Raw genomic sequence first — 19,860 nt, 5'->3', positions numbered from 1 at the left:
TCGTACGGCTTGTTTGTATAAACGTAGATTCCAAAGTGTACTCCGGTCCGGCTAGTAACGCGTTACCCCATCCTTGGTCACCAGCGCAAAAACCAGCGGCTGCGGCGGAACCGGCTGGGCGGAGATGCGGTAAGCCTCCAGCACTTTGGCTTCGGCCTCCTGCACCTTGCTCTCGCTGGCATCGTTCACATGCAGCACTGCCAGCGTATCGCCTGCGGCCACCGCGTCGCCGACCTTCAGCGAGAGCTGAATGCCGACCGCCAGATCGATCACGGACTCCTTCGTCTCGCGTCCGGCACCAAGCAGCATCGCAGCCACACCGATCTCTTCAGCCTGGATGCTCTCCACATAGCCTGCGGTCGCAGCCTTCACTTCAATGAATCTGCGGGCAGCGGGCAAGGTGTCAGGAGAATCAATCTGTGAGGCATCGCCGCCCTGGGCCGACACCATCTGCTTGAACTTATCCAGCGCACTGCCGTCTTTGATATGGGACAGCAGCATGGAGCGTGCTTGTTCTTCGTCCTTCGCCTTGCCGCCGAGTACGAGCATCTGGCTGCCCAGGATCAGGCAGACCTCCTGCAGATCCTTCGGGCCGTGGCCGTTCAAGGTCTCAATGCCCTCCTTGATCTCCAGGGCATTGCCGATGCCGAAGCCCAGCGGCTGGTCCATGTCGCTGATGACCGCAACCGTGTTGCGGCCAAGGTGAGTACCGATATCCACCATCGCCTGGGCGAGCGCAATGGAATCCTCCAGCGTCTTCATGAATGCGCCGCTGCCGGTCTTCACATCCAGCACGATGGCGTCCGCGCCTGCGGCGATCTTCTTGCTCATGACGGAGCTGGCGATCAGCGGAATGGATTCCACCGTGGCCGTCACATCACGCAACGCATACAGCTTCTTGTCGGCCGGCGTGATGTTGCCGGACTGGCCGATCACCGCCGCGCCAATTTCGCCCACCTGGGCGAAGAACCGTTCCCGGTCCATCTCCACCGAGAATCCCGTAATCGACTCCAGCTTATCCAGCGTGCCTCCGGTGTGGCCGAGGCCGCGCCCGGACATTTTGGCTACCGGAACTCCGGCCGCTGCAACCAGCGGTGCCAGCACAACTGTCGTCTTGTCGCCCACGCCTCCGGTAGAATGCTTGTCCACCTTGATGCCCGCAATCGGGCTAAGGTCCACCTGGTCGCCGGACATTGCCATCTCCAGGGTCAGGTCGCCGGTCTCCCGCGCGTTCATTCCGCGGAAATACACGGCCATTGCCCAGGCGGAAATTTGATAATCCGGGATTTCCCCTTTGCTGTAGCCTTGAATCAGAAATGCTATTTCTTCGCGGCTAAGCTCACCGCCGTCTCTTTTCTTCTGAATAAGATCAACAGCACGCATTAGATCTGTACCTCACGGACGAAGGAGCGCACCAGTCCGATGAATTTGGGCTTGGTCAGGTTCGCCACTTTTACCACCTGCTCATGGGTCAGCGGCTCCAGCTCATCGCCAATGGCCATATCGGTGATACAGGTAATGCCGAGCACGCGCAGCTTGCTGTGACTGGCCACGATAACCTCCGGCACGGTGGACATTCCCACGGCATCGCCGCCGAGATAAGCCAGCATTTTCAGCTCAGCCGGGGTCTCATAAGTAGGGCCGCTGATGCCGGCATATACGCCTTCCTGCAGGACAAGCGCTTCACCGTCCACACCTGTAACTCCGCCTGCAAGCTTTTTGGCAAGCTGGATATATTCAGGGTCATAGGCACTGGACATATCAGGGAATCTTACGCCCAGCTCCGGATCATTCGGTCCGATCAGCGGGTTGTCGCCGGTCATATTGAGGTGGTCGGTAATCAGCATCAGGTCGCCTGCCTTGAACGCTCTGTTCATCCCGCCGCCAGCGTTGGTAATGACAAGGGTGCCGATGCCCAGCTTAGCCATTACATAGACCGGAAGAACTACCTTGCGCATCTCATAACCTTCATAGTAGTGAAAACGGCCCTGCATGATCATAACATCCTTGCCTTCCAGCTTACCGATCACGAACCGTCCGGCATGACCTTCTACCGTTGAATGGGGGAAATGCGGAATTTCTTCATAAGGCAGGTAGACTGCATTTTCGATCTGATCGCCCAGGTCGCCAAGACCTGAACCCAGAATAAGGCCGATAGACGGTGTATAACCGCCGAATTTGGATTGAATATAAGCAGCAGCTTCCTGAACCTGAGTGCCGTATGGGACTGTTGTTGGTGTTGTCATAGGTTGATCCTCCCGGATATGAATTGTGTATAGAATAACGCGTATATGAAGCAGTACCTACATTTTGGGAATAAAAGCAAGCACAAGCTTCAGGAACTGCTCGCGCACACGCTCAGCGGTCTCCATCACCTCTGCATGATTCAGCGGCTGCGGCAGAATACCGGCTGCCATGTTGGTGATGCAGGAAATACCCAGCACTTCAATCCCGGCATGGCGGGCAACGATGGTCTCGGATACGGTGGACATGCCTACGGCATCTGCTCCCTGGCGGCGCAGCATCACGATCTCAGCAGGCGTCTCATAGTTCGGTCCGAGCAGACCCGCATATACGCCTTCCTTGAACTCAAAATTCAGTGCGGCGGCTGCTTCCTTGGCGGCTGCAATCAGACGCGGGCTGTAAGCTGAGGACATATCCGGGAACCGTACGCCCAGCGCATTGTCATTCGGTCCGCTAAGCGGATTGCGGCCAGTAAGGTTCAAATGGTCTGTGATCAGCATGAGATCGCCCGGTGTGTATTCGGTGTTGACGCCACCGGCAGCGTTGGTGACCAGCAGGCTGGTTACGCCCAGTTCCTTCATTACCCGTACCGGGAAGGCTGTAACCTCAGGGCCGTAGCCTTCATACATGTGGAAGCGGCCCTTCATCATGACCACGCGGCGGCCTTCGATCATGCCGATCAGCAGCTCGCCTTCATGTCCTTCTACCGTGGACACCGGGAAATGAGGAATCTCATGATAAGGAATAACGACTTCATCTGTGATCAGATCCGCCAGGATGCCTAGGCCGGAGCCCAGGATCAGCCCGATTTCAGGGGCGACGGTGCATTTATCTTTGATATATACGGCGGCTTCTTGAATTTTGCTTGAGGTTATAGTGGTCATGGGTTACACTCCTTCTTTTTTCAAAAATCCAGTTCAAGCTGTGGTGTGATTACTGTAATTCAGACAAAAAGCTTGTCCCGTACTGCGGAGCCTTCGCCCCGAAGTTATCGGCGATTGTCGCGGCCACATCCGAGAAGGTCTGGCGGATGCCGAGGCTGCCGGGTGTCTTGAATCTTGGGCTGTAGACCAGGAGCGGCACATATTCGCGCGTATGATCTGTTCCTGCATGAACCGGGTCATTGCCATGGTCTGCGGAGATGATCAGCAGATCATCCTCACCAAGCGTAGCGAGCAGCTCAGGCAGCGCCTGATCGAATACCTCCAGCGCACGGCCGTAGCCTTCCGGATCACGGCGGTGGCCGTAGAGGGAATCGAAGTCCACCAGATTGGTGAACAGGAATCCGTCGAACGGCTTGCGCAGCTCGTCAATGGTTATCTGGATGCCGTGTTCATTGCTTTTGGTCGGATAGGTTGCGGTTACCCCATCACCGGTAAAAATATCATTGATCTTACCCACAGCAATCACATCCTTGCCGATATCCTCCAGCGCATTCATCACCGTAGGCTCCGGCGGCTTCACCGCATAGTCATGGCGGTTAGGTGTACGCACAAAATTCCCCGGCTCGCCGACATAAGGGCGGGCAATCACGCGGCCTACGGAGAACTCGGGAGCCATCGTCAGCTCACGGGCAATTTTACAGGCGCTGTACAACTCCTCCAGAGGAATAATATCTTCATGTGCCGCAAGCTGGAACACGCTGTCCGCCGAGGTATAGACAATCCATGCCCCCGTCTTCATCTGTTCCTCGCCGTATTCCACGAGAATCTCCGTGCCGGAGGCTGGCTTGTTGCCGATGACCTTGCGTCCGGTAGCCGCTTCGAATTTCTCAATCAGCTCGGCCGGGAAGCCGTCAAAGTAGGTGTTAAAAGGAACCTCGATCTTCAGCCCCATCAGCTCCCAGTGGCCGGTCATCGTGTCCTTGCCTACAGATACCTCCTGCATTTTGCCGTAGTAGCCTGTAGGGGCGGTTACCGGTTCAAGCGGTGGCAGCGGTGCGATATTCGCCAGCCCGAGCTGCTGAAGATTCGGAAGCTTAAGACCCGGAACCCGTTCCAGAATATGGCCCAGCGTATGGGAGCCTGTATCTCCGAAATTAGCGGCATCCGGCGCTTCACCGATACCTACACTGTCCAGAACAATAAATCCGATGCGTTTAAATGAGGACATTGCCGTCTTCACTCCTTTTATAGTTTGCCTAATCTTGTCGTCTGCTCTAAGCATGAAGAAACTCCGGGAGACCCTCTCCCGGGAGCGATTTCTTCAGTATGATTCCATCATAACTTTCTTACTCACAAAAAGCATCTTTTCGGCCCAATCCGATCCGCCCGCCCGTATTCCTAAGGTCCCTCATCCCTGTGCATCCGGCTATTTCGCCCGGGGATGATGATTCTCGTAGACCTCCTTCATATTCTTGCGGGCAATTCCGCTGTATATCTGAGTGGTCGAACTATCGGAATGGCCCAGCATCTGCTGCACAGAGCGCAGGTCCGCCCCGCCTTCAAGCAGATGCGCAGCGAAGGAGTGGCGCAGAGTATGCGGTGTGATGTCCTGCTCAATCTGAGCTTCACGTGCGTATTTTTTTATGATTTTCCAAAAGCCCTGACGGGTCAGCCGTCCGCCCAGACTATTCAGGAACAGCGCAGGCTCCTCCCGGCTCGCACGCAGCAGCTTGTCCCGCATCCCTGAGGTATAACGGGCTACGCAATCAGCCGCAATCACGCCGATCGGGACCACACGCTCCTTGCCGGAGGCACCGCTGCAGCGTGCGAACCGCAAGGATGTGTTCACATCCTCCACATTCAGCGAGATCAGCTCCGTCACACGGATACCCGTCGCATACAGCAGCTCCAGCATAGCCTTATCGCGCATCCCCTGGGGAGCAGCTTCATCCGGAGCCGCCAGCAGACGCTCGATCTCCTCAATGCTGAGAATGATCGGCGGCTTGTGACTCGGCTTCATGGCTTCCATATCCAGCGTAGGATCTTGGACAATAAGCCGTTCCTTTAGCAAAAAATGAAAATAGGCGCGCAGCGATACCGTATTCCGGTTCACCGTGGCTGCTGCCTTCCCTGCTCCGCGCAGGGCACCCAAATAGAGCATAATATGCGTTCTTCTAATCTCTTTGGCCGCGTCCAGGCCCCGCTCTTCCGTAAACTCCAGAAACTGCGAAATATCCCGTCCATAGGATTCCAGCGTACTAGGAGACAATCCTTTGTCCCCGGACAAATACTGCATAAACGGCTGTAAGTATGACTTCATCAATTCACGCTCCTGTCAGACTCAGGCTGCTTCATGCGGCTTCGCAGCGGGTTGAGATCCAGCAGCCGGAACAGCGTTGTTCCATGACATGCTATAGATTGATTCGACATACTTCTCCCTTAATCCTGCAATCCGTCCCGTTACTCCCCGTACCAGTAAAAAAGGCGCAGGCGATCCCCTGCACTTATCCCCTGTTCCCCATACTGGACATCCTGAAACGCCCGGACGGCGGTGCCTTCCGGAATCTCAACATTGCGGGCCGGACTGATCCATGCGCTGACCCAGCTCAAAACATAATACAGCACACAGCTTACCGCCACAAGCATCGTCATGAAATACAGCCGGCGCACCGTGCGGGGCAGAGAAATAATCATCCAGGCAGCCTCCTCAAAATGATATCAGCGTCTGCATCAGCATTCTGCATATGATCCCCTTCTGCTGCGCTTGGGTAAGCGCACGCAAGTGCGGAGAGTAGAAAGAATGCGGGCAGAACTCGTCCTTCACTTTATGCGCCGGAGGGCCATGTTATGTATGTTGGAGGACAAATTAGCCTGAGGTTAGTTAATCTACCTGCTGGCTGGGATGGCGGCATCCGGGTTAATGCTCATATAGCCTACATCTGCTGAATTCAGGGGCACTTGTGCTCTTCATTTACTCTACTTCAACTACCCGTCCAGCTCAATTTCAGCGAATTCAATGGGATATATCCCTTTCATTTCCCCGACCAGCCCACTTTCAGCGAATTTAATGGGATTTATCCCTTTAATCTCCCCGTCCAGCACATCTTTCAGCGGATTTAATGGGATTTATCCCTTTCATTCCCTCATTCAGCCCACTTTCAGCGAATTTAATGGGATTTATCCCTTTCGTCCCCCCGCTACAGCCCACTATCCTTGCTCTCCCGGCAATCAAAAAGCTCCCCTCCAGCCATTCAGCCGGGGGAGAGCTTGCGCGGTCATTCCTCATTTGAAGATGAACTTAGGAAATCCGCAATGAAGCATTCTTAAGTCCACATTCTATATACGCTTATTCTGGAGTATTGTCCTCTGCCGGGTTCTTATCCTTGCAGCGGTGGCATATTCCGTGAAAATCAAGTCTATGATCAACCACCGTGAAGTTGTATTCCTGTTCCAGCCGGTCTTCCAGCGGTCCGAGCCAATCCTCACGAATCTCATCCATACTTCCGCACTGCACACAAATCAAATGATGGTGATGATGCTTCGCCGTATCCGTACGCAGATCATAGCGGGCCACACCGTCTCCGAAATTGATTTTCTCCACGACATGAAGCTCGCTAAGCAGTTCCAGGGTACGATACACGGTGGCAAGACCGATCTCGGGCGCCTTTTCTTTTACAAGCATAAATACATCTTCCGCACTTAAATGATCATCCTCGTTCTCCAGGAGAACTCTTAAGGTCGCTTCCCGTTGAGGTGTAAGCTTGTATCCTTGGGATTGTAGTTGTTGCTTAATCTTGTCTATTCGGGCTTCCATTGTCTGCCTCCCCCTTGGAAAATTACCACACCGGGCTTCAAGCCACTTCTTCCATTATAGGGGGATTTCCTTTGAGAAGTCAAACGGTTTTAGCATCTCGATCGGGCTGGCCCGCACATTCACAGATCCTCCATATTTGAAAATTCTTCCTCACCCGGCCGACACCAGAAGCGGCGTCACCCAGCGCATCATCACCGGCGTCACCCAAGCCTCGAAGCCAGAGACCCCCATCACCAGCAGCGCCATCCCCAGCGAGAGCAGCGTATACATCATGAACGGATGAGTCACCTGCGTGCGGCGCTGCTGTCCCAGTACCCGGCTGCGGATCATTAGCAGGGAGAAACCGAGGGCAGCCGCGCTGCATACCAGCAGCACCGGAATCAGCACCAGATTATGCGGAGCGACGGAGACCAGGGCGAACAGCATACCGTGCCAGGAATATTGACTGACGAGAGTGCCGACGGTGAAGCCGATCAGCACGCCTTTGAGAAAATCCAGAATCAGAATGCCCGGAAGTCCGATCACGGACAAGCCGAGCACCCAGATCAGGCCGACCCACTTCAGATGAAAAGCGGCGATGCTCCAGTATGAATCCTGCGCGGCAGGCAGTCCCTGCTGATCGACCGTCACGAAGAAATTGCTTAAGTAATCTCCCAGCTCCTGCTGCTGATCCAGCGTAAGCGCAGTGACGATAAGCGCTCCGAAGACCACCCCGACCAGAAATAATACCGCGACAAAAATATAAAGAGGCGTCTGTTCCTTCACCATCAGCTTTAGACTGCGCACCCTGACATTCCCCTTTCCGGTCACATGTTACACCATATGAGGGAATGTCCTGATCTATGACTTGTCCTTAGTTCTTGAGCACCTTGCCATAGGTGCCTCCGCCACCCGAGGAGAGCACGAGCTGTCCTGTACGGGCCAGCACGATCAGCCCTGCCAGCTCTGCCCCCGCTACAGCGGCAAGCTCGGCTTCCGCAGCCCGGTGCAGAATGTTCATCTCTGTGCCAAAAGCCTCCAGCAGCAGGTTCAGCTTACGCTTGCCGAGGCCGGGAATGAACTCCAGCGGCACCTGATAATGATACGGAGGCCGGTAATCCGGAACCTGCGGCAGCGAACGGTCGGCAATATGCAGAATACGGTCCAGCACACCCTGGACCAGCTTCGGACTGCCGCAATACGGGCAGCGCTCCGAGGTGCTGTAGGCTTCATCGATGATGCTGCCGCAGCCGCCGCAGTAGGTCCGGTGATATTTGCCCAGCCGGGGATTCAGCCCGAAGTTGGCACTGACCCGGCGTCCTTCCGAGCGCCGGAGCGCCAGCTTCAGCTCCTCGAAGGAGGGCTCGCGCATCTCGATGACATTGTACTCGCGGCCGATTTTGCCGAGGGAATGGGCATCGGAATTGGTCAGGAAGCTGTAACGGTCAAGCTCCGAGATATATCCTGCCATCTCTGAATCCGCACTGAGACCCAGCTCCACGGCTGCGATGCGGTCCAAATCGAATAACTCCGCCATCCGCTCGGCCGCGCAGCCATAGAGCCCCTTGTGAGGCGTGAAAATATGGGCCGGGATCAGCAGCCCGCCCCGCCCGGTAATCTCGTCCTGAAGCACCCTTGAAGGGGCGTACAGGCGCTGTGAGCTGAGACTCACATTACGCATATGGGCGCTCATCCAGGTGCTGAAATCCTCCATCGTTCCAAGGTCCGGCATGAAGGCCAGGACATGGCACTCCCGCCGCCCGGGCTCACGGATCTCAATCTCGGTTCCCAGCAGGATCGTTGTCCCCCGGTACGCAATTCCGCCGCCTGCGGCTATCGTCATTTCACCGGAATCCAGCGCGGTATGAATATCACGCAGCACGCCCGGTGAGTGGCTGTCGATAATGCCGATCAGGCCAATCCCCTTGCGCTCCGCCGCTTCCCTGGCAATCCCGGCGAAGGTCAGATCACGGCTGCCGCTGATTTTGACCGCCTGGCCCTCCGAAGTCCGTCCGATATGCACATGCAGATCGCAGTAGACGCTGCTGAGCTCCTCCGCTAGTGCCATTGGCCTGTCAGCGTGTAAAGATGCCAGGCATAGACCGCCATCATCGTCTTGGCATCGGCAATACGTCCGTCCGCAATGTACTGGTAGGCTTCCTCCAGCGTCAGCTCGGAGACCTCCAGGAACTCATCCTCATCCAGTGCCATCTCGCCCGGCTGGGCATCCTCGGTCACATAGAGGTGAATGATCTCGTCGGCGAAGCCGGGAGAGGTGTAGAACGACTTCAGCAGCTTCAGCCCTCCGCTATGAAATCCGGTCTCCTCCTGAAGCTCACGGCCCGCAGCCGCCAGCGGATCTTCTCCCTGATCCAGCTTCCCTGCCGGAATCTCCACCTCGGTACGGTGCATCGGCTGACGGTACTGCTCTACGACAAGCATTTTACCCTGATTCAGGGCCAGCACGGCTACAGCTCCAGGGTGCTTCACGACCTCGCGGGTTGCGGTGTTGCCGTCAGGAAGCCTTACGGTATCCACCTGAAGCGAAATAATGTGGCCTGCAAAAATCGGCTTCGTTGACAATGTTTCTTCATCCAATGCGGGGTTGCGGTTTATTTCATCTTTTTTCATAGATTTGTGGTCTCCTTTGGCATCGTTATGCATAGGGTGTATTATAGCAAACTTAAGAAGAAAGAAGGAATGCAGGCATGAATAACATCCTTGTCCAAGCAAGCTCATCCGCAGTTACAATGGTAGGTAAACCGGAACAGATTATGGCCGTAATGGCCGGGTGGATGAAGCAATACGGGCGCGATATGCCCCTGGCTTACATCCTGCTGCTCCAGGCAGATTCGCGGATCAAAGCTTCTAAGGCTGGATAATGCCGCTTCGTTCTTCCGGTCAGCGTCTATGATATTCCAGGGTATAAGAAGGAGCTGTCTCCCGGATCATCCCGGAAGCAGCTCCTTTAATGTTATTCTTAAGCGGCAGCAGACCGTCTCAGCAAAAGCCTTGCCCTGGCCGGTCCCTGCACAGCCTCTTATTCGGCTTAGCCCTTCTGGCTCTCGGCCACAATGGCTACAACCAGGCTGGCCACCTTGACGATGTCTGCGGCCTTGATCCGCTCCTTCGTGGTGTGGATATCCTCGTAGCCAACCGCCAGATTCACAACCGGAACGTTCAGACCGTTGAACACATTGGCATCACTGCCGCCGCCGGAGGCGAACAGCCGGGTAGTCAGGCCCAGCGAAGTGATCGCCCGGTCAGCCAATTGAACAACCGAATCATTTCCATTAAAGCTGAACGCCGGATAGATAATTTCGCTGCGGAATTCACTCTGCGCGCCGTGGTCGCGTGCGGTAGTCTCCAGCGCCTCCCGCATGGAGGCAATCTGCAGTTCAACCTTCTCCTGCACAATACTGCGGGCCTCCGCATCCAGCTGCACATGATCGCAGACCACATTCGTCGGTCCGCCGCCGGCGAACTTGCCGATATTCGCTGTCGTCTCGTTATCGATCCGTCCAAGCTTCATCGCCGAGATCGCTTTGCTCGCTACCTGAATGGCGCTGATGCCATCCTCCGGGTTCACGCCTGCATGGGCGGACTTGCCGAAGATCTGCATCGTTACCTTCGCTTGTGCCGGTGCTGCAATCGCGATGGCTCCCACTTCTCCGTTGGAATCCAGCGCGAAGCCCATGTCTGCATCCAGATATGCCGGGTCCATCGCACGTGCGCCCATCAGCCCGGACTCTTCGCCTGCCGTAATGACGAACTGAATCTGGCCGTGCGGCAGCTTCTGCTCCTGAATGACCCGGATTGCTTCGAACAGGGCAGCCAGTCCCGCTTTGTCATCCGCTCCAAGAATGGTGCTGCCATCACTTCGAATCCAGCCGTCTTCCCCCAGGGCAGGCTTGATCTTCTGGCCGGGCACCACGGTATCCATATGGCAGGTGAACAGCAGCTTCGGCGCGCTCACTCCGCTGTCCGCAGGCCAGGTGACGAACAGGTTGCCGGCTCCGTGCCCCGTTCTCTCCTGCGAATCGTCCTCCACCGCAGTCAGCCCCAGGCTGCTGAACTTCTCCTTGAGCACATCGGCAATCTGCCGTTCATTCCGGGTCTCACTGTCAATCTGGACAAGCTCCATGAACTCATGGATCAATCGGTCTTCTGATATCATATGGACTTCCCTCTCTTTCTCAGATACGTTACAATGGTTGTACTGCGTTCAATTGTGGGCTTATGCTCATAACTTAAACTAATCTCAAAGGAGTCACTCATGCAACGACAAAAATGGTTTCGCATTATCATCTACATCATGCTGTTCGCTATGATCGCCTCTACGGTGCTGTTCGTCATCGAACCGTTTATGGCCGGTTAATCATGCTTAGCGCTAATTAACAGCGTCCGGTTCCCCGGGCGCTGTTTGGCTATACGGAAACTGCTCCAGGAAATAAGGCACCAGCTCTTCAGCAACCGTCCCGATGTCAAAAGCGCGCCCTGTGCATTCCTCAAGCGAGGTCACTCCGTATTCCGCAATACCGCAAGGGATAATGCCTGTGAAGCCGCTTTGCCCGATCCCGGCCGATACGTTGAAGGCGAAGCCATGACTGGTGACAAACCCCCGGCGGAATTTACACTTATTGAACTTTACGCCGATTGCACAGATTTTCTCATCACCGACCCACACCCCGGTATACCCCTGCTTGCGGGTTCCCGTAATGCCATAGGCCTCCAGATACGCTATAATCACCGACTCCAGCTTGCGCAGATAGCCGTGCAGATCAACCTTGCCGTTCTCGCCCAGCTTCAAAAGCGGGTACCCGACCAGCTGGCCGGGCCCATGATATGTAATATCTCCCCCGCGGTCAATCTCAAACAGCGCAATGCCCTGCTGCCTGAGCTGTTCCCCGCTGAGGAGCAGATGCTCCGGATGATTCTGCGAACCGATGGTGTATGTGGGCGGATGCTGCAAAAGAATCAGCTGCTCGGAAGCAGTGCCCGCGTCAATCGCATGCACCGCTTCCTTTTGCAGCTCCCAGGCCGCCCCGTACTCCATCACCGGAAGAATGGTAACTGTAAGTTTGCTTAGGTTCAGGTTCTCCATCATCATAAGTTCCCCCTTTGCTTCTCATTCTCCCTGTCCCAGGGGTCCGCAGCCGCCTTACTTAGTAGAGCTTCGTCTCAGGGGTGTAGCCTTCCACATTATCCTTCACGCGCTGCAGGAACCGTCCGCTGATGACTCCGTCCAGAATCCGGTGATCGAGCGACAGGCAGATATTAGCCATCGAACGTACGGCAATCATATCATTGATGACGACAGGCTTTTTGACAATGGATTCAAAAGTCAGAATTGCCGCCTGCGGATAGTTGATAATCGGGTAAGACAGAATCGAACCGAACGAGCCGGTGTTGTTCACCGTGAACGTGCCGCCCTGCATATCGTCCAGGCGCAGCTTGCCCTCCCGTGTCTTGAGTGCCAGTTCGTCGATCTCGCGGGCCAGCCCGGCGACATTCTTCTGATCGGCTTTTTTGATGACCGGCGTCATCACGGAATCCTCTGTGCCTACGGCCAGCGAGATGTTGATGTCGCGTTTGACGATGATTTTGTCAACGGCCCAGACGGAGTTCATGATCGGGTAATCCTTGATCGCACTGACCACAGCCTTCATCAGAAAAGCGAGATAGGTCAGGTTAATGCCCTCTTTGCGCTTGAACTCATCCTTCAGCTTGTTGCGCAGCACCACCAGATTGGTCACATCGACCTCGATCATCGTCCAGGCATGCGGGATCTCTGAGACGCTCTGGCGCATTCTTGTAGCGATCGTATTACGAATCGGCGTAACATCGATCAGATATTCCGAGCTGCTGCCCCGTCCGCCTTCGATCTCAATCGTCGGAATCTTCGGTGATTCGCTAAGGTGCAGGCCGGAGTTACGGACCTGCTGATGCTCATCATGTACCGGCTGGAACACAGGCTGCAGCGCAGCGGGTGCAGGAGCGGCGTCAGGTACAGGCGCAGCTGCAGGGGCTGCTGCGGGTGCCGGCGGCTGAACGGAGGCGCCGTTCTCCAGGAACGTGAGCACATCCTTGCGTGTGATACGTCCGCCCAGGCCGGTGCCCGGCACGGCCGCCAGGTTGATGCCGTGCTCGGCGGCCAGCGTCTGCACAGCCGGAGAGTAACGGGCCCGCATTGGAGCTGCGGCGTCATAAGCCGCAGCGGGCATGGGCGGCCGCGCGGCGGCGTGGGCCGCCTGCGGGGCGTTGCCGGATGCCGCAGACGGGGCAGCGGCAGGTGCAGTGGCGTCGCCGGAAGCTGCCGGTGACGGGGCCGCAGCGGCTGGCGCAGCGGAGCCAGCCACTGCGATGCGGGCGATGATCTCGCCGACGCTGACCGTCTGGCCCTCTTCGGCCAGCAGCTCGGCCATGGTGCCGTCTACCGTTGCAGGCAGCTCCGCGTTCACCTTATCCGTGATCAGCTCGCAGATCGGCTCATATTGCTCTATCGAATCACCCGGCTGCTTCAGCCACTTCCCGATAGTCGCTGACACCAGCGATTCAGCCAGCTGCGGCATAATTACATCCGTCAGCGTTGTATTGTCAGACATAATGTCACTCCTTAATGTTTTGTAAGCGTGGACTTCTTGAATTTGCTTCGTACAAAACTGCTTCGGAAGCATAGGCTTAGTTTTGTAAGCGTGGACTTCTTGAATTTGCTTCGTACAAAACTGGCTTCGGAAGCCAGCCATGAAATCCTGCACTTAATACAACATTCGCTCATACAAATCTGCCCAAAATCAAAAATGTTGCTCAAAACGCAGCAATTCTCTTCATTCGGGCGGCTGAGCGGACATATTGTTGTATTTCGTGCAGCAATCTTCCCAATTCACTGTATATTTCATATCCAAGTTGCACTTTCTGCAACATTCTTGCTCGGGTCCCGGTCGCGGTGTCCGGGGAGGATGAATTATTGAACTTAATACTGCGCCAGACGCAGCATCTCAGCCTTGACCTTGTCCTTGCTGAGCAGGAAGAATTTCTCCATCGGCGGTGAGATCGGCATCGCCGGGACATCGGGTCCGCACAGGCGGAAGATTGGGGCATCAAGGTCGAACAGACAATGCTCGGCGATGATCGCCGCCACTTCAGCGCCGATGCCTCCGGTCTTGTTGTCCTCATGGACAATCAGCACCTTGCCGGTCTGCCGGACAGCGGCAATAATCGCTTCCCGGTCAAGCGGTTGGAGCGTGCGCAGATCCAGGATATGCGTGGTGACGCCATGCTCCTTCTCCAGCTCCTCCGCTGCCTGCATCGCAAAATGCAGCGGCAGGCTATACCCGATCACCGTAATATCGCTGCCTTCACGCAGCAGATTCGCTTCACCAATCGGCACCGTGTAGTCGCCTTCCGGCACATCGCCCTTGATCAGCTTGTAGCATTTCTTGTTCTCGAAGAACAGCACCGGATCAGGATCACGGACAGCGGCCTTGAGCAGTCCCTTCGCATCTGCAGCCGAATAAGGAGCCACAATCTTAAGCCCCGGCGTGCCGAAGAAGATCGACTCCGGGCACTGCGAATGGTACAGCCCGCCGAAGATGCCGCCGCCGATCGGCGCACGGATGACGACTGGACAGTTCCAGTCATTATTGGAACGGTAGCGGATTTTGGCTGCTTCGCTAATAATCTGGTTGGTTGCGGGCAGCATGAAATCCGAGTATTGCATCTCGGCAATCGGCTTCATGCCGTACATCGCAGCGCCGATGGCCACCCCTGCAATAGCAGATTCCGCAAGCGGCGTATCCAGTACCCGTTCTGCGCCGAACTGCTCCTGCAAGCCTTTGGTCGTTGTGAAGACGCCGCCCTTCACGCCGACATCCTCACCCAGCACGAACACCGACTCGTCACGTTCCATCTCTTCCTTCATTGCCAGCCGGATTGCATCGATATATTCCATCATCGCCATGGCTTAAGCGCCCCCCTTCAGGCCGGATTCATCGTAGACATGCAGCAGCGTATCTTCCGGTTTCGGGAACGGCGCATTCTCCGCGTAGGTTATAGCCTCTTTCAGTTCAAGATTATATTCGGCAGCCAGATCACGCTCCTGCTCGTCACTCCATAGACCGAGTCCGGTCAGATAAGTGCGGAACGCGGCGATGCCGTCTTTTTTCCAGTTCTCATCCACTTCCTCCTGGGTCCGGTAAGCCAGATCATTGTCCGAAGTGGAGTGCGGTGACAAGCGGTACATCATCGCTTCAATCAAGGTCGGGCCTTCACCGGCAAGCGCACGTTCCCGGGCCTCCTTCACCACACGGTAGACCTCCAGCGGATCATTGCCGTCCACCCGGATGCCGGGGAAGCCGTAGCCGAGCGCACGGTCGCTGACCTTGCCGCCAAGCTGCTTGTGAGCAGGAATCGAGATCGCATACTGATTGTTCTGGCAAAAAATAATCATAGGCAGCTTATTCACACCGGCAAAGTTACACGCTTCATGGAAATCCCCCTGGTTGCTGGAGCCTTCCCCGAAGGTAACGAAGGAGACGAACTTCTTCTTCTGCATCTTCGCCGCCAGCGCGAAGCCTGCCGCATGCGGAACCTGGGTCGTGACCGGGCTTGAGCCCGTTACAATCCGCAGGCGCTTGCTGCCGAAGTGGCCCGGCATCTGCCGGCCGCCGCTGTTGGGATCTTCCGCCTTGGCGAAGACGGAGAGCATCAGCTCGCGCGTGGTCATTCCGACAGAGAGGACAAACGCATAGTCCCGGTAATAGGGCAGGAAATAGTCATTCTCCCGGTCCAGTGCAAATGCCGCCGCGACCTGTGCCGCCTCCTGCCCGATGCCGGATACATGGAAATTGATCTTGCCCGCACGCTGCAGCAGCAGACTGCGCTCATCATATTTCCGTCCGAGCTGCATGAATCTGTACATATCGATAACCTGGCCGTCTGTGAGTCCAAGCTGCTTATGTCTGTTAACGGTGTCTACAGTACCTTGGGATTCCATATAAGAGGTACCTCCTAAAAAGTATTGCCGGCGCTCAGCTTCCAGCCCCGCTATCTCTAACAGGTTCAGGATGCGTCCGCCAGGCGGGTTGACCCTAATACTAAATATATATATGCCCTGATCCTATCACCAGGTACTAAATCCATTATAATCTTTTTCGCGGCAAAAAGAAAAGCCAAAATCCCTCCGCCAAGGCAGGGCTCTGGAACCGAACAAATATAGCCGGTATGGAGCGATATCAGCGCATTACGCGCGTTCAGCTCCCTCCGGCCTTCTTGTTAAGCTCTCTATCGCACGCTAGAATCCGATTGCTCTTCCATCCACCGCCAGCATCGCCTCGCCCAGCACCTCCGACAGTGTCGGATGAGCATGTACAGCCTCCCCGACCTCCCAAGGTGTAGCATCCAGGATCTGGGCCAGCGCCGCTTCGCCGATCAGATCGGTCACATGCGGGCCGATCATCTGCACGCCGAGGATATCCCCGTTCTTCGCGTCAGCCACCACCTTCACGAAGCCGTCCTTCATGCCGTAGACAATGGCTTTGCCGATGGCGGAGAACGGGAATTTGCCGGTCACCGTCTCACGGCCGAGCTCCTTCGCTTCCTTCTCTGTGTAACCGACGCTTGCCACTTCCGGCCGTGTATAGACACAGCGGGGAACCAGATGAGTCTCATAAGGATGGAGCGCTTCGCCCGCCAGATGGTTGACCGCACGGATGCCTTCATGGCTGGCGGCGTGAGCCAGCTGCAGTCCGCCGATACAATCGCCAATCGCATAGATATGCGGCTCACCCGTCTGCATATTGGCATTTACCGCAATGACACCTGTATCGAAGCGGATATCTGTGTTTTCCAGTCCGAGATTCTCGATGTTCGCCACGCGTCCCACGGATACGAGCAGCTTATCAGCCGACAGACTCTGGCTCTGCTCCCCCTTGCGGGCTTCAATCGTAATCCCTGTCTCCGACACTGTGCAGGTCTCGGCATCCACCGTTGTTCCGGTGAGCACCCGGACTCCGCGTTTCTTCAGCAGACGCAGCAGCTCGCGGGCCACCTCTTCATCCTCCTGCGGCAACAGCTGCCCGGCTGCCTCGACGACAGTCACCTGCACTTCGAAATCAGCCAGCATGGATGCCCACTCCACTCCGATTACCCCGCCGCCCACAATAATAATCGAGGCCGGTAGCTCCTCAAGCGTAAGCGCCTCTTCACTGCTCAGAATCACCTTGCCGTCAGGCACTAGGCCAGGCAGAATGCGCGGACGCGAGCCGGTAGCGATGATGAGATTCGTGGAGACCACGGTCTCCATCTCGCCATTCTCCAGTTCTACAGCTACAGCACCGCTTCGCGGGGAGAAGATCGAAGGCCCGATGATCCGGCCTTTGCCCTTTAGCACCTGAATCTTGTGCTTGCGCATCAGATACTGCACCCCCTGATGTAGCTGCTCTACTACCGCTTCCTTGCGCTGCTGCACTTTGGGGAACACCAGCTTGGTGCCCGTAGTCTCTATACCGTAGCTTTCGCTCTCGTTGATTTCAGCCAGTACCTCTGCACTGCGCAGCAGTGATTTGCTGGGAATACAGCCGCGGTGCAGGCAGGTTCCGCCCAGCTTGTCCATTTCAATAACGACAACGGATTTGCCCAGCTGCGCAGCGCGGATCGCTGCCACATAACCGCCGGTGCCTCCCCCAAGTATCGCCACATCACAGGTCATTGTCATGATATGTATCCTCCAGTCATTCCTCTTGAATTCAGTTCAATCTATTATATTGTACTCTCTTTCGGGAGTAATACAAAACATACAAACGTCATGTATTCATGGACTTTTGCAGGTTAAAGCGTTATCATATGGGTGAATTCAAACGGCTGCGAAGAGGAGCGACTGTGATGAAACTGCTGATTTCACGCTTCATTGCCATCCTTATTCTGGTGATCCCCGGCCTCCTGGCGATGACGGGCTTCCTGATGATGAAAGATGATCTGTTCAACTATTTCGCCATGCATGGCGATGAGACTGCTATTCCCAAATTTGCGTGGCTGCATTTCGGCGGCGGCCTGCTTTTATTCCTGGCGGGCATGACCTTCCTCGGCGGCTGGATTCTGGCCCGTGACCGCAAAAAGAACTACGTTGGCCCCCGCTTCCGGGAGAAGCAGCAAGCACAGCAGCCCCCGTCCTCCGAAGCCCGCTCCTAATTATATTCCATTGAAACAGGGGATGCCTCAAGCCATTAACGAACCGGCTGCTGAGGCATCCCCTTGTTGTCCTATGAGAGGGTATAGTTGTAAGCGCTGACGAACAGCACAATTGCACAATGTACAACAGAAAAGGGTAATCTCCAGCAGAATTCAGAAGCTATTGGTCGAGTAGGCGGGGCCTTTCCTTCGTGGATTTTGCCCCTACCCCTCACAGATCCGTACGTGCGCAATTTACGCATACGGCTCTTCACCCCATCGTTCACAATTGGCCTTAATCGTAGATATTGACGTAGATCCGCGGCTTAGGTAGCCTGAATTCGTTTAGCACTTCGTAGAACCTCTCCCAGGTGAAACTCCTGCGCTGACTTCTGCGGTTTAGCCATGTATAGATCAAGTCGAGCGTTTGCATGTAATAGGTTTTTATTTTCTCCGAGTTATCCGTGATTCCATAGTATCGGTAGTGTCCCGACAGTTTGGACCGGATGACGCCTAGGAAATCCTCCTGCTTCATGTGGCGATTCCACCTGACCCAGCTCTTCATGGCTCTGACCTTCTGTCTGAATTTCTTCCCACTCGTTTTACGCTTTACCCGGAAGGTTCCTTTTCGGCTCTTGGCGCAGTAGTGCGTGAAGCCTAGGAAATCGAATGTTTTCGGTTTCCCTTCGCCCTTCCTCCGTGATTCTGCTTCCGCAAAACGACCGAACGCGATGATTTTCGTCTTCTCTTCCGCAATGCTTAACCCGAATTTCTCCAGCCGGAGCACAAGTGCGGTATAGAAGCGTTCTGCATCTTCTTTGTACTGGAAGCAGCATACAAAATCATCGGCGAAGCGCACCATTTCGGCTTGCCCCCCGCACTGCTTCCTCACCGTCACGGTAAACCATAGGTCAAGGACATAGTGCAGGTAGACGTTGGCTAGCAGGGGCGACACCACCGAACCTTGGGGAGTTCCTTCCTCCGTCGGTTCAAAGTGTCCATCCTCCTGAATACCTGCTTTCAGCATCCGTCTCACCAGCCGGTGGATGTTTGGATCTCCGATTCGCAGTTCGAGGAATTTCATCAGCCATTCGTGATTTACATGGTTGAAGAAGCCGGAGATGTCTGCATCGACGACATAGCTGGTTTTTCCCTGCTCGATGACCCGGTTTAGATGTTTCAGCGCACTGTGCATGTTTCGGTTCGGGCGAAATCCATACGAGAAATCCATGAAGTCTTGTTCATAAATGGCTTCCAGTACTCTTTTCAGCGCATGTTGCACCAGTTTGTCTTCATACGCAGGAATTCCTAGGGGCCGCATGTTTTTCCCGTCCTTTGGGATGTACACTCTTCTCGCGGGCTGAGGTCTGTAGCTTCTTCGCTTTAACCGGTCCACCAGGTGTGTTACATTCGCTTCCACGTTGGCTTCGTACGTCTCTTTGGTCGATCCATCGACTCCGGTTGCCTTTCCCGGTTTCATCTCTTTGTGACTTCTCTTTAATGCTTCTGTGTCAATGAGATGTCCGATGGAGTTGAACCGTAACTTCGGATCTGCTTTGGCCATTTCTGCTATTCTTGTTAATTTCGTTTCCATTTTTTTTTCCCACCTCTGTGTGTGGCCAATGTGTCCTTACCAAGATTGATGGGGTGTCGCCTGCCTTTCCTCCGCCCCCATTACAGGGGTTTCACAGGTCTTATGCGGCAATCCGACTCCCTGAACGCCGTTTGACATTCTTACGTGTTACGGCTTGTTTGCCATACTCCTGCAAAGGT

20 protein-coding genes are annotated in these 19,860 nt (G+C 55.4%); 3 read left to right on the top strand and 17 right to left on the bottom strand.

The genetic code is table 11. The annotated features are described in order from the left end of the window. Positions 1-51 precede the first annotated feature (51 nt). The 10 genes from MKY64_RS05850 to MKY64_RS05805 form a co-directional block, all read right to left on the bottom strand. Positions 52-1,383, bottom strand: a complete 1,332-nt coding sequence (locus MKY64_RS05850) for a pyrimidine-nucleoside phosphorylase (RefSeq protein ID WP_340951531.1) — start codon at positions 1,381-1,383, stop codon at positions 52-54. Then, entirely contained in the window at positions 1,383-2,246 is an 864-nt protein-coding gene (locus MKY64_RS05845) for a purine-nucleoside phosphorylase (RefSeq protein WP_340951528.1), read from the bottom strand. Before MKY64_RS05845 ends, MKY64_RS05850 begins: the two co-directional genes overlap by 1 nt. Positions 2,247-2,303: 57 nt before the next feature. After that, on the bottom strand, positions 2,304-3,128 hold the full coding sequence (locus MKY64_RS05840; RefSeq protein ID WP_036732029.1) for a purine-nucleoside phosphorylase: 825 nt from the start codon (positions 3,126-3,128) through the stop codon (positions 2,304-2,306). Positions 3,129-3,177: 49 nt separating this feature from the next. Then, positions 3,178-4,356: a phosphopentomutase gene (gene deoB, locus MKY64_RS05835; RefSeq protein WP_340951525.1), complete on the bottom strand. Its 1,179-nt coding sequence runs from the start codon at positions 4,354-4,356 to the stop codon at positions 3,178-3,180. Positions 4,357-4,554: 198 nt separating this feature from the next. Further along, a complete protein-coding gene (gene xerD, locus MKY64_RS05830; protein WP_340951522.1) occupies positions 4,555-5,448 on the bottom strand; it encodes a site-specific tyrosine recombinase XerD in 894 nt (297 codons plus the stop codon). 140 nt (positions 5,449-5,588) lie between these two features. Continuing rightward, a complete protein-coding gene (locus MKY64_RS05825) occupies positions 5,589-5,822 on the bottom strand; it encodes a DUF4227 family protein (RefSeq protein WP_076086452.1) in 234 nt (77 codons plus the stop codon). Between the two features lie 652 nt (positions 5,823-6,474). After that, a complete protein-coding gene (gene fur, locus MKY64_RS05820) occupies positions 6,475-6,942 on the bottom strand; it encodes a ferric iron uptake transcriptional regulator (RefSeq protein WP_340951518.1) in 468 nt (155 codons plus the stop codon). A gap of 150 nt (positions 6,943-7,092) precedes the next feature. Further along, positions 7,093-7,728, bottom strand: coding sequence for a stage II sporulation protein M (gene spoIIM / locus MKY64_RS05815; protein WP_340951517.1), 636 nt, complete (start codon positions 7,726-7,728; stop codon positions 7,093-7,095). 67 nt (positions 7,729-7,795) lie between these two features. Then, on the bottom strand, positions 7,796-8,989 hold the full coding sequence (locus tag MKY64_RS05810; protein ID WP_340951514.1) for an endonuclease Q family protein: 1,194 nt from the start codon (positions 8,987-8,989) through the stop codon (positions 7,796-7,798). Then, complete coding sequence (locus tag MKY64_RS05805) at positions 8,980-9,552, bottom strand: NUDIX domain-containing protein (RefSeq protein WP_209871107.1); 573 nt, start codon at positions 9,550-9,552, stop codon at positions 8,980-8,982. The genes MKY64_RS05810 and MKY64_RS05805 overlap by 10 nt, the downstream gene beginning before the upstream one ends. 77 nt (positions 9,553-9,629) lie before the next feature. Between MKY64_RS05805 and MKY64_RS05800 the strand changes: the two genes are divergently transcribed. Next, a complete protein-coding gene (locus MKY64_RS05800) occupies positions 9,630-9,803 on the top strand; it encodes a hypothetical protein (protein WP_209871109.1) in 174 nt (57 codons plus the stop codon). Between the two features lie 167 nt (positions 9,804-9,970). Here MKY64_RS05800 and MKY64_RS05795 read toward each other — a convergent pair whose 3' ends face one another. Further along, positions 9,971-11,098: a M20/M25/M40 family metallo-hydrolase gene (locus MKY64_RS05795; RefSeq protein ID WP_340951510.1), complete on the bottom strand. Its 1,128-nt coding sequence runs from the start codon at positions 11,096-11,098 to the stop codon at positions 9,971-9,973. 99 nt (positions 11,099-11,197) lie between these two features. Between MKY64_RS05795 and prli42 the strand changes: the two genes are divergently transcribed. Continuing rightward, on the top strand, positions 11,198-11,299 hold the full coding sequence (gene prli42 / locus MKY64_RS05790) for a stressosome-associated protein Prli42 (RefSeq protein WP_155991680.1): 102 nt from the start codon (positions 11,198-11,200) through the stop codon (positions 11,297-11,299). 12 nt (positions 11,300-11,311) lie between these two features. Here prli42 and lipB read toward each other — a convergent pair whose 3' ends face one another. The 5 genes from lipB to lpdA form a co-directional block, all read right to left on the bottom strand. After that, positions 11,312-12,031: a lipoyl(octanoyl) transferase LipB gene (gene lipB / locus MKY64_RS05785; protein ID WP_445323335.1), complete on the bottom strand. Its 720-nt coding sequence runs from the start codon at positions 12,029-12,031 to the stop codon at positions 11,312-11,314. A 55-nt stretch (positions 12,032-12,086) separates the two neighbouring features. After that, on the bottom strand, positions 12,087-13,526 hold the full coding sequence (locus tag MKY64_RS05780; protein ID WP_340951508.1) for a dihydrolipoamide acetyltransferase family protein: 1,440 nt from the start codon (positions 13,524-13,526) through the stop codon (positions 12,087-12,089). Positions 13,527-13,894: 368 nt separating this feature from the next. Next, the gene (locus tag MKY64_RS05775; RefSeq protein WP_340951506.1) at positions 13,895-14,881 is read right to left on the bottom strand and encodes an alpha-ketoacid dehydrogenase subunit beta; all 987 of its coding nucleotides are present in this window, start codon (positions 14,879-14,881) and stop codon (positions 13,895-13,897) included. Between the two features lie 3 nt (positions 14,882-14,884). Beyond that, the gene (locus tag MKY64_RS05770; RefSeq protein ID WP_036731999.1) at positions 14,885-15,916 is read right to left on the bottom strand and encodes a thiamine pyrophosphate-dependent dehydrogenase E1 component subunit alpha; all 1,032 of its coding nucleotides are present in this window, start codon (positions 15,914-15,916) and stop codon (positions 14,885-14,887) included. A gap of 297 nt (positions 15,917-16,213) precedes the next feature. After that, entirely contained in the window at positions 16,214-17,635 is a 1,422-nt protein-coding gene (gene lpdA / locus MKY64_RS05765) for a dihydrolipoyl dehydrogenase (protein ID WP_340951503.1), read from the bottom strand. Between the two features lie 167 nt (positions 17,636-17,802). On the opposite strand from lpdA, the gene MKY64_RS05760 reads away from it, so the two are divergent. Continuing rightward, on the top strand, positions 17,803-18,108 hold the full coding sequence (locus MKY64_RS05760) for a DUF2627 domain-containing protein (protein WP_036731993.1): 306 nt from the start codon (positions 17,803-17,805) through the stop codon (positions 18,106-18,108). A 274-nt stretch (positions 18,109-18,382) separates the two neighbouring features. On the opposite strand, the gene ltrA is transcribed toward MKY64_RS05760, so the two are convergent. Beyond that, positions 18,383-19,681: a group II intron reverse transcriptase/maturase gene (gene ltrA / locus MKY64_RS05755; RefSeq protein ID WP_340950427.1), complete on the bottom strand. Its 1,299-nt coding sequence runs from the start codon at positions 19,679-19,681 to the stop codon at positions 18,383-18,385. Between the last annotated feature and the right edge of the window lie 179 nt (positions 19,682-19,860).

Origin of the sequence: Paenibacillus sp. FSL R7-0210 (genome assembly GCF_038009085.1) — a bacterium.
Taxonomy (GTDB): Bacteria; Bacillota; Bacilli; order Paenibacillales; family Paenibacillaceae; genus Paenibacillus_AQ; species Paenibacillus_AQ silagei.
Note: the sequence above shows the minus strand (reverse complement) of the source record. Positions and strands in the feature narration are given on the sequence as shown.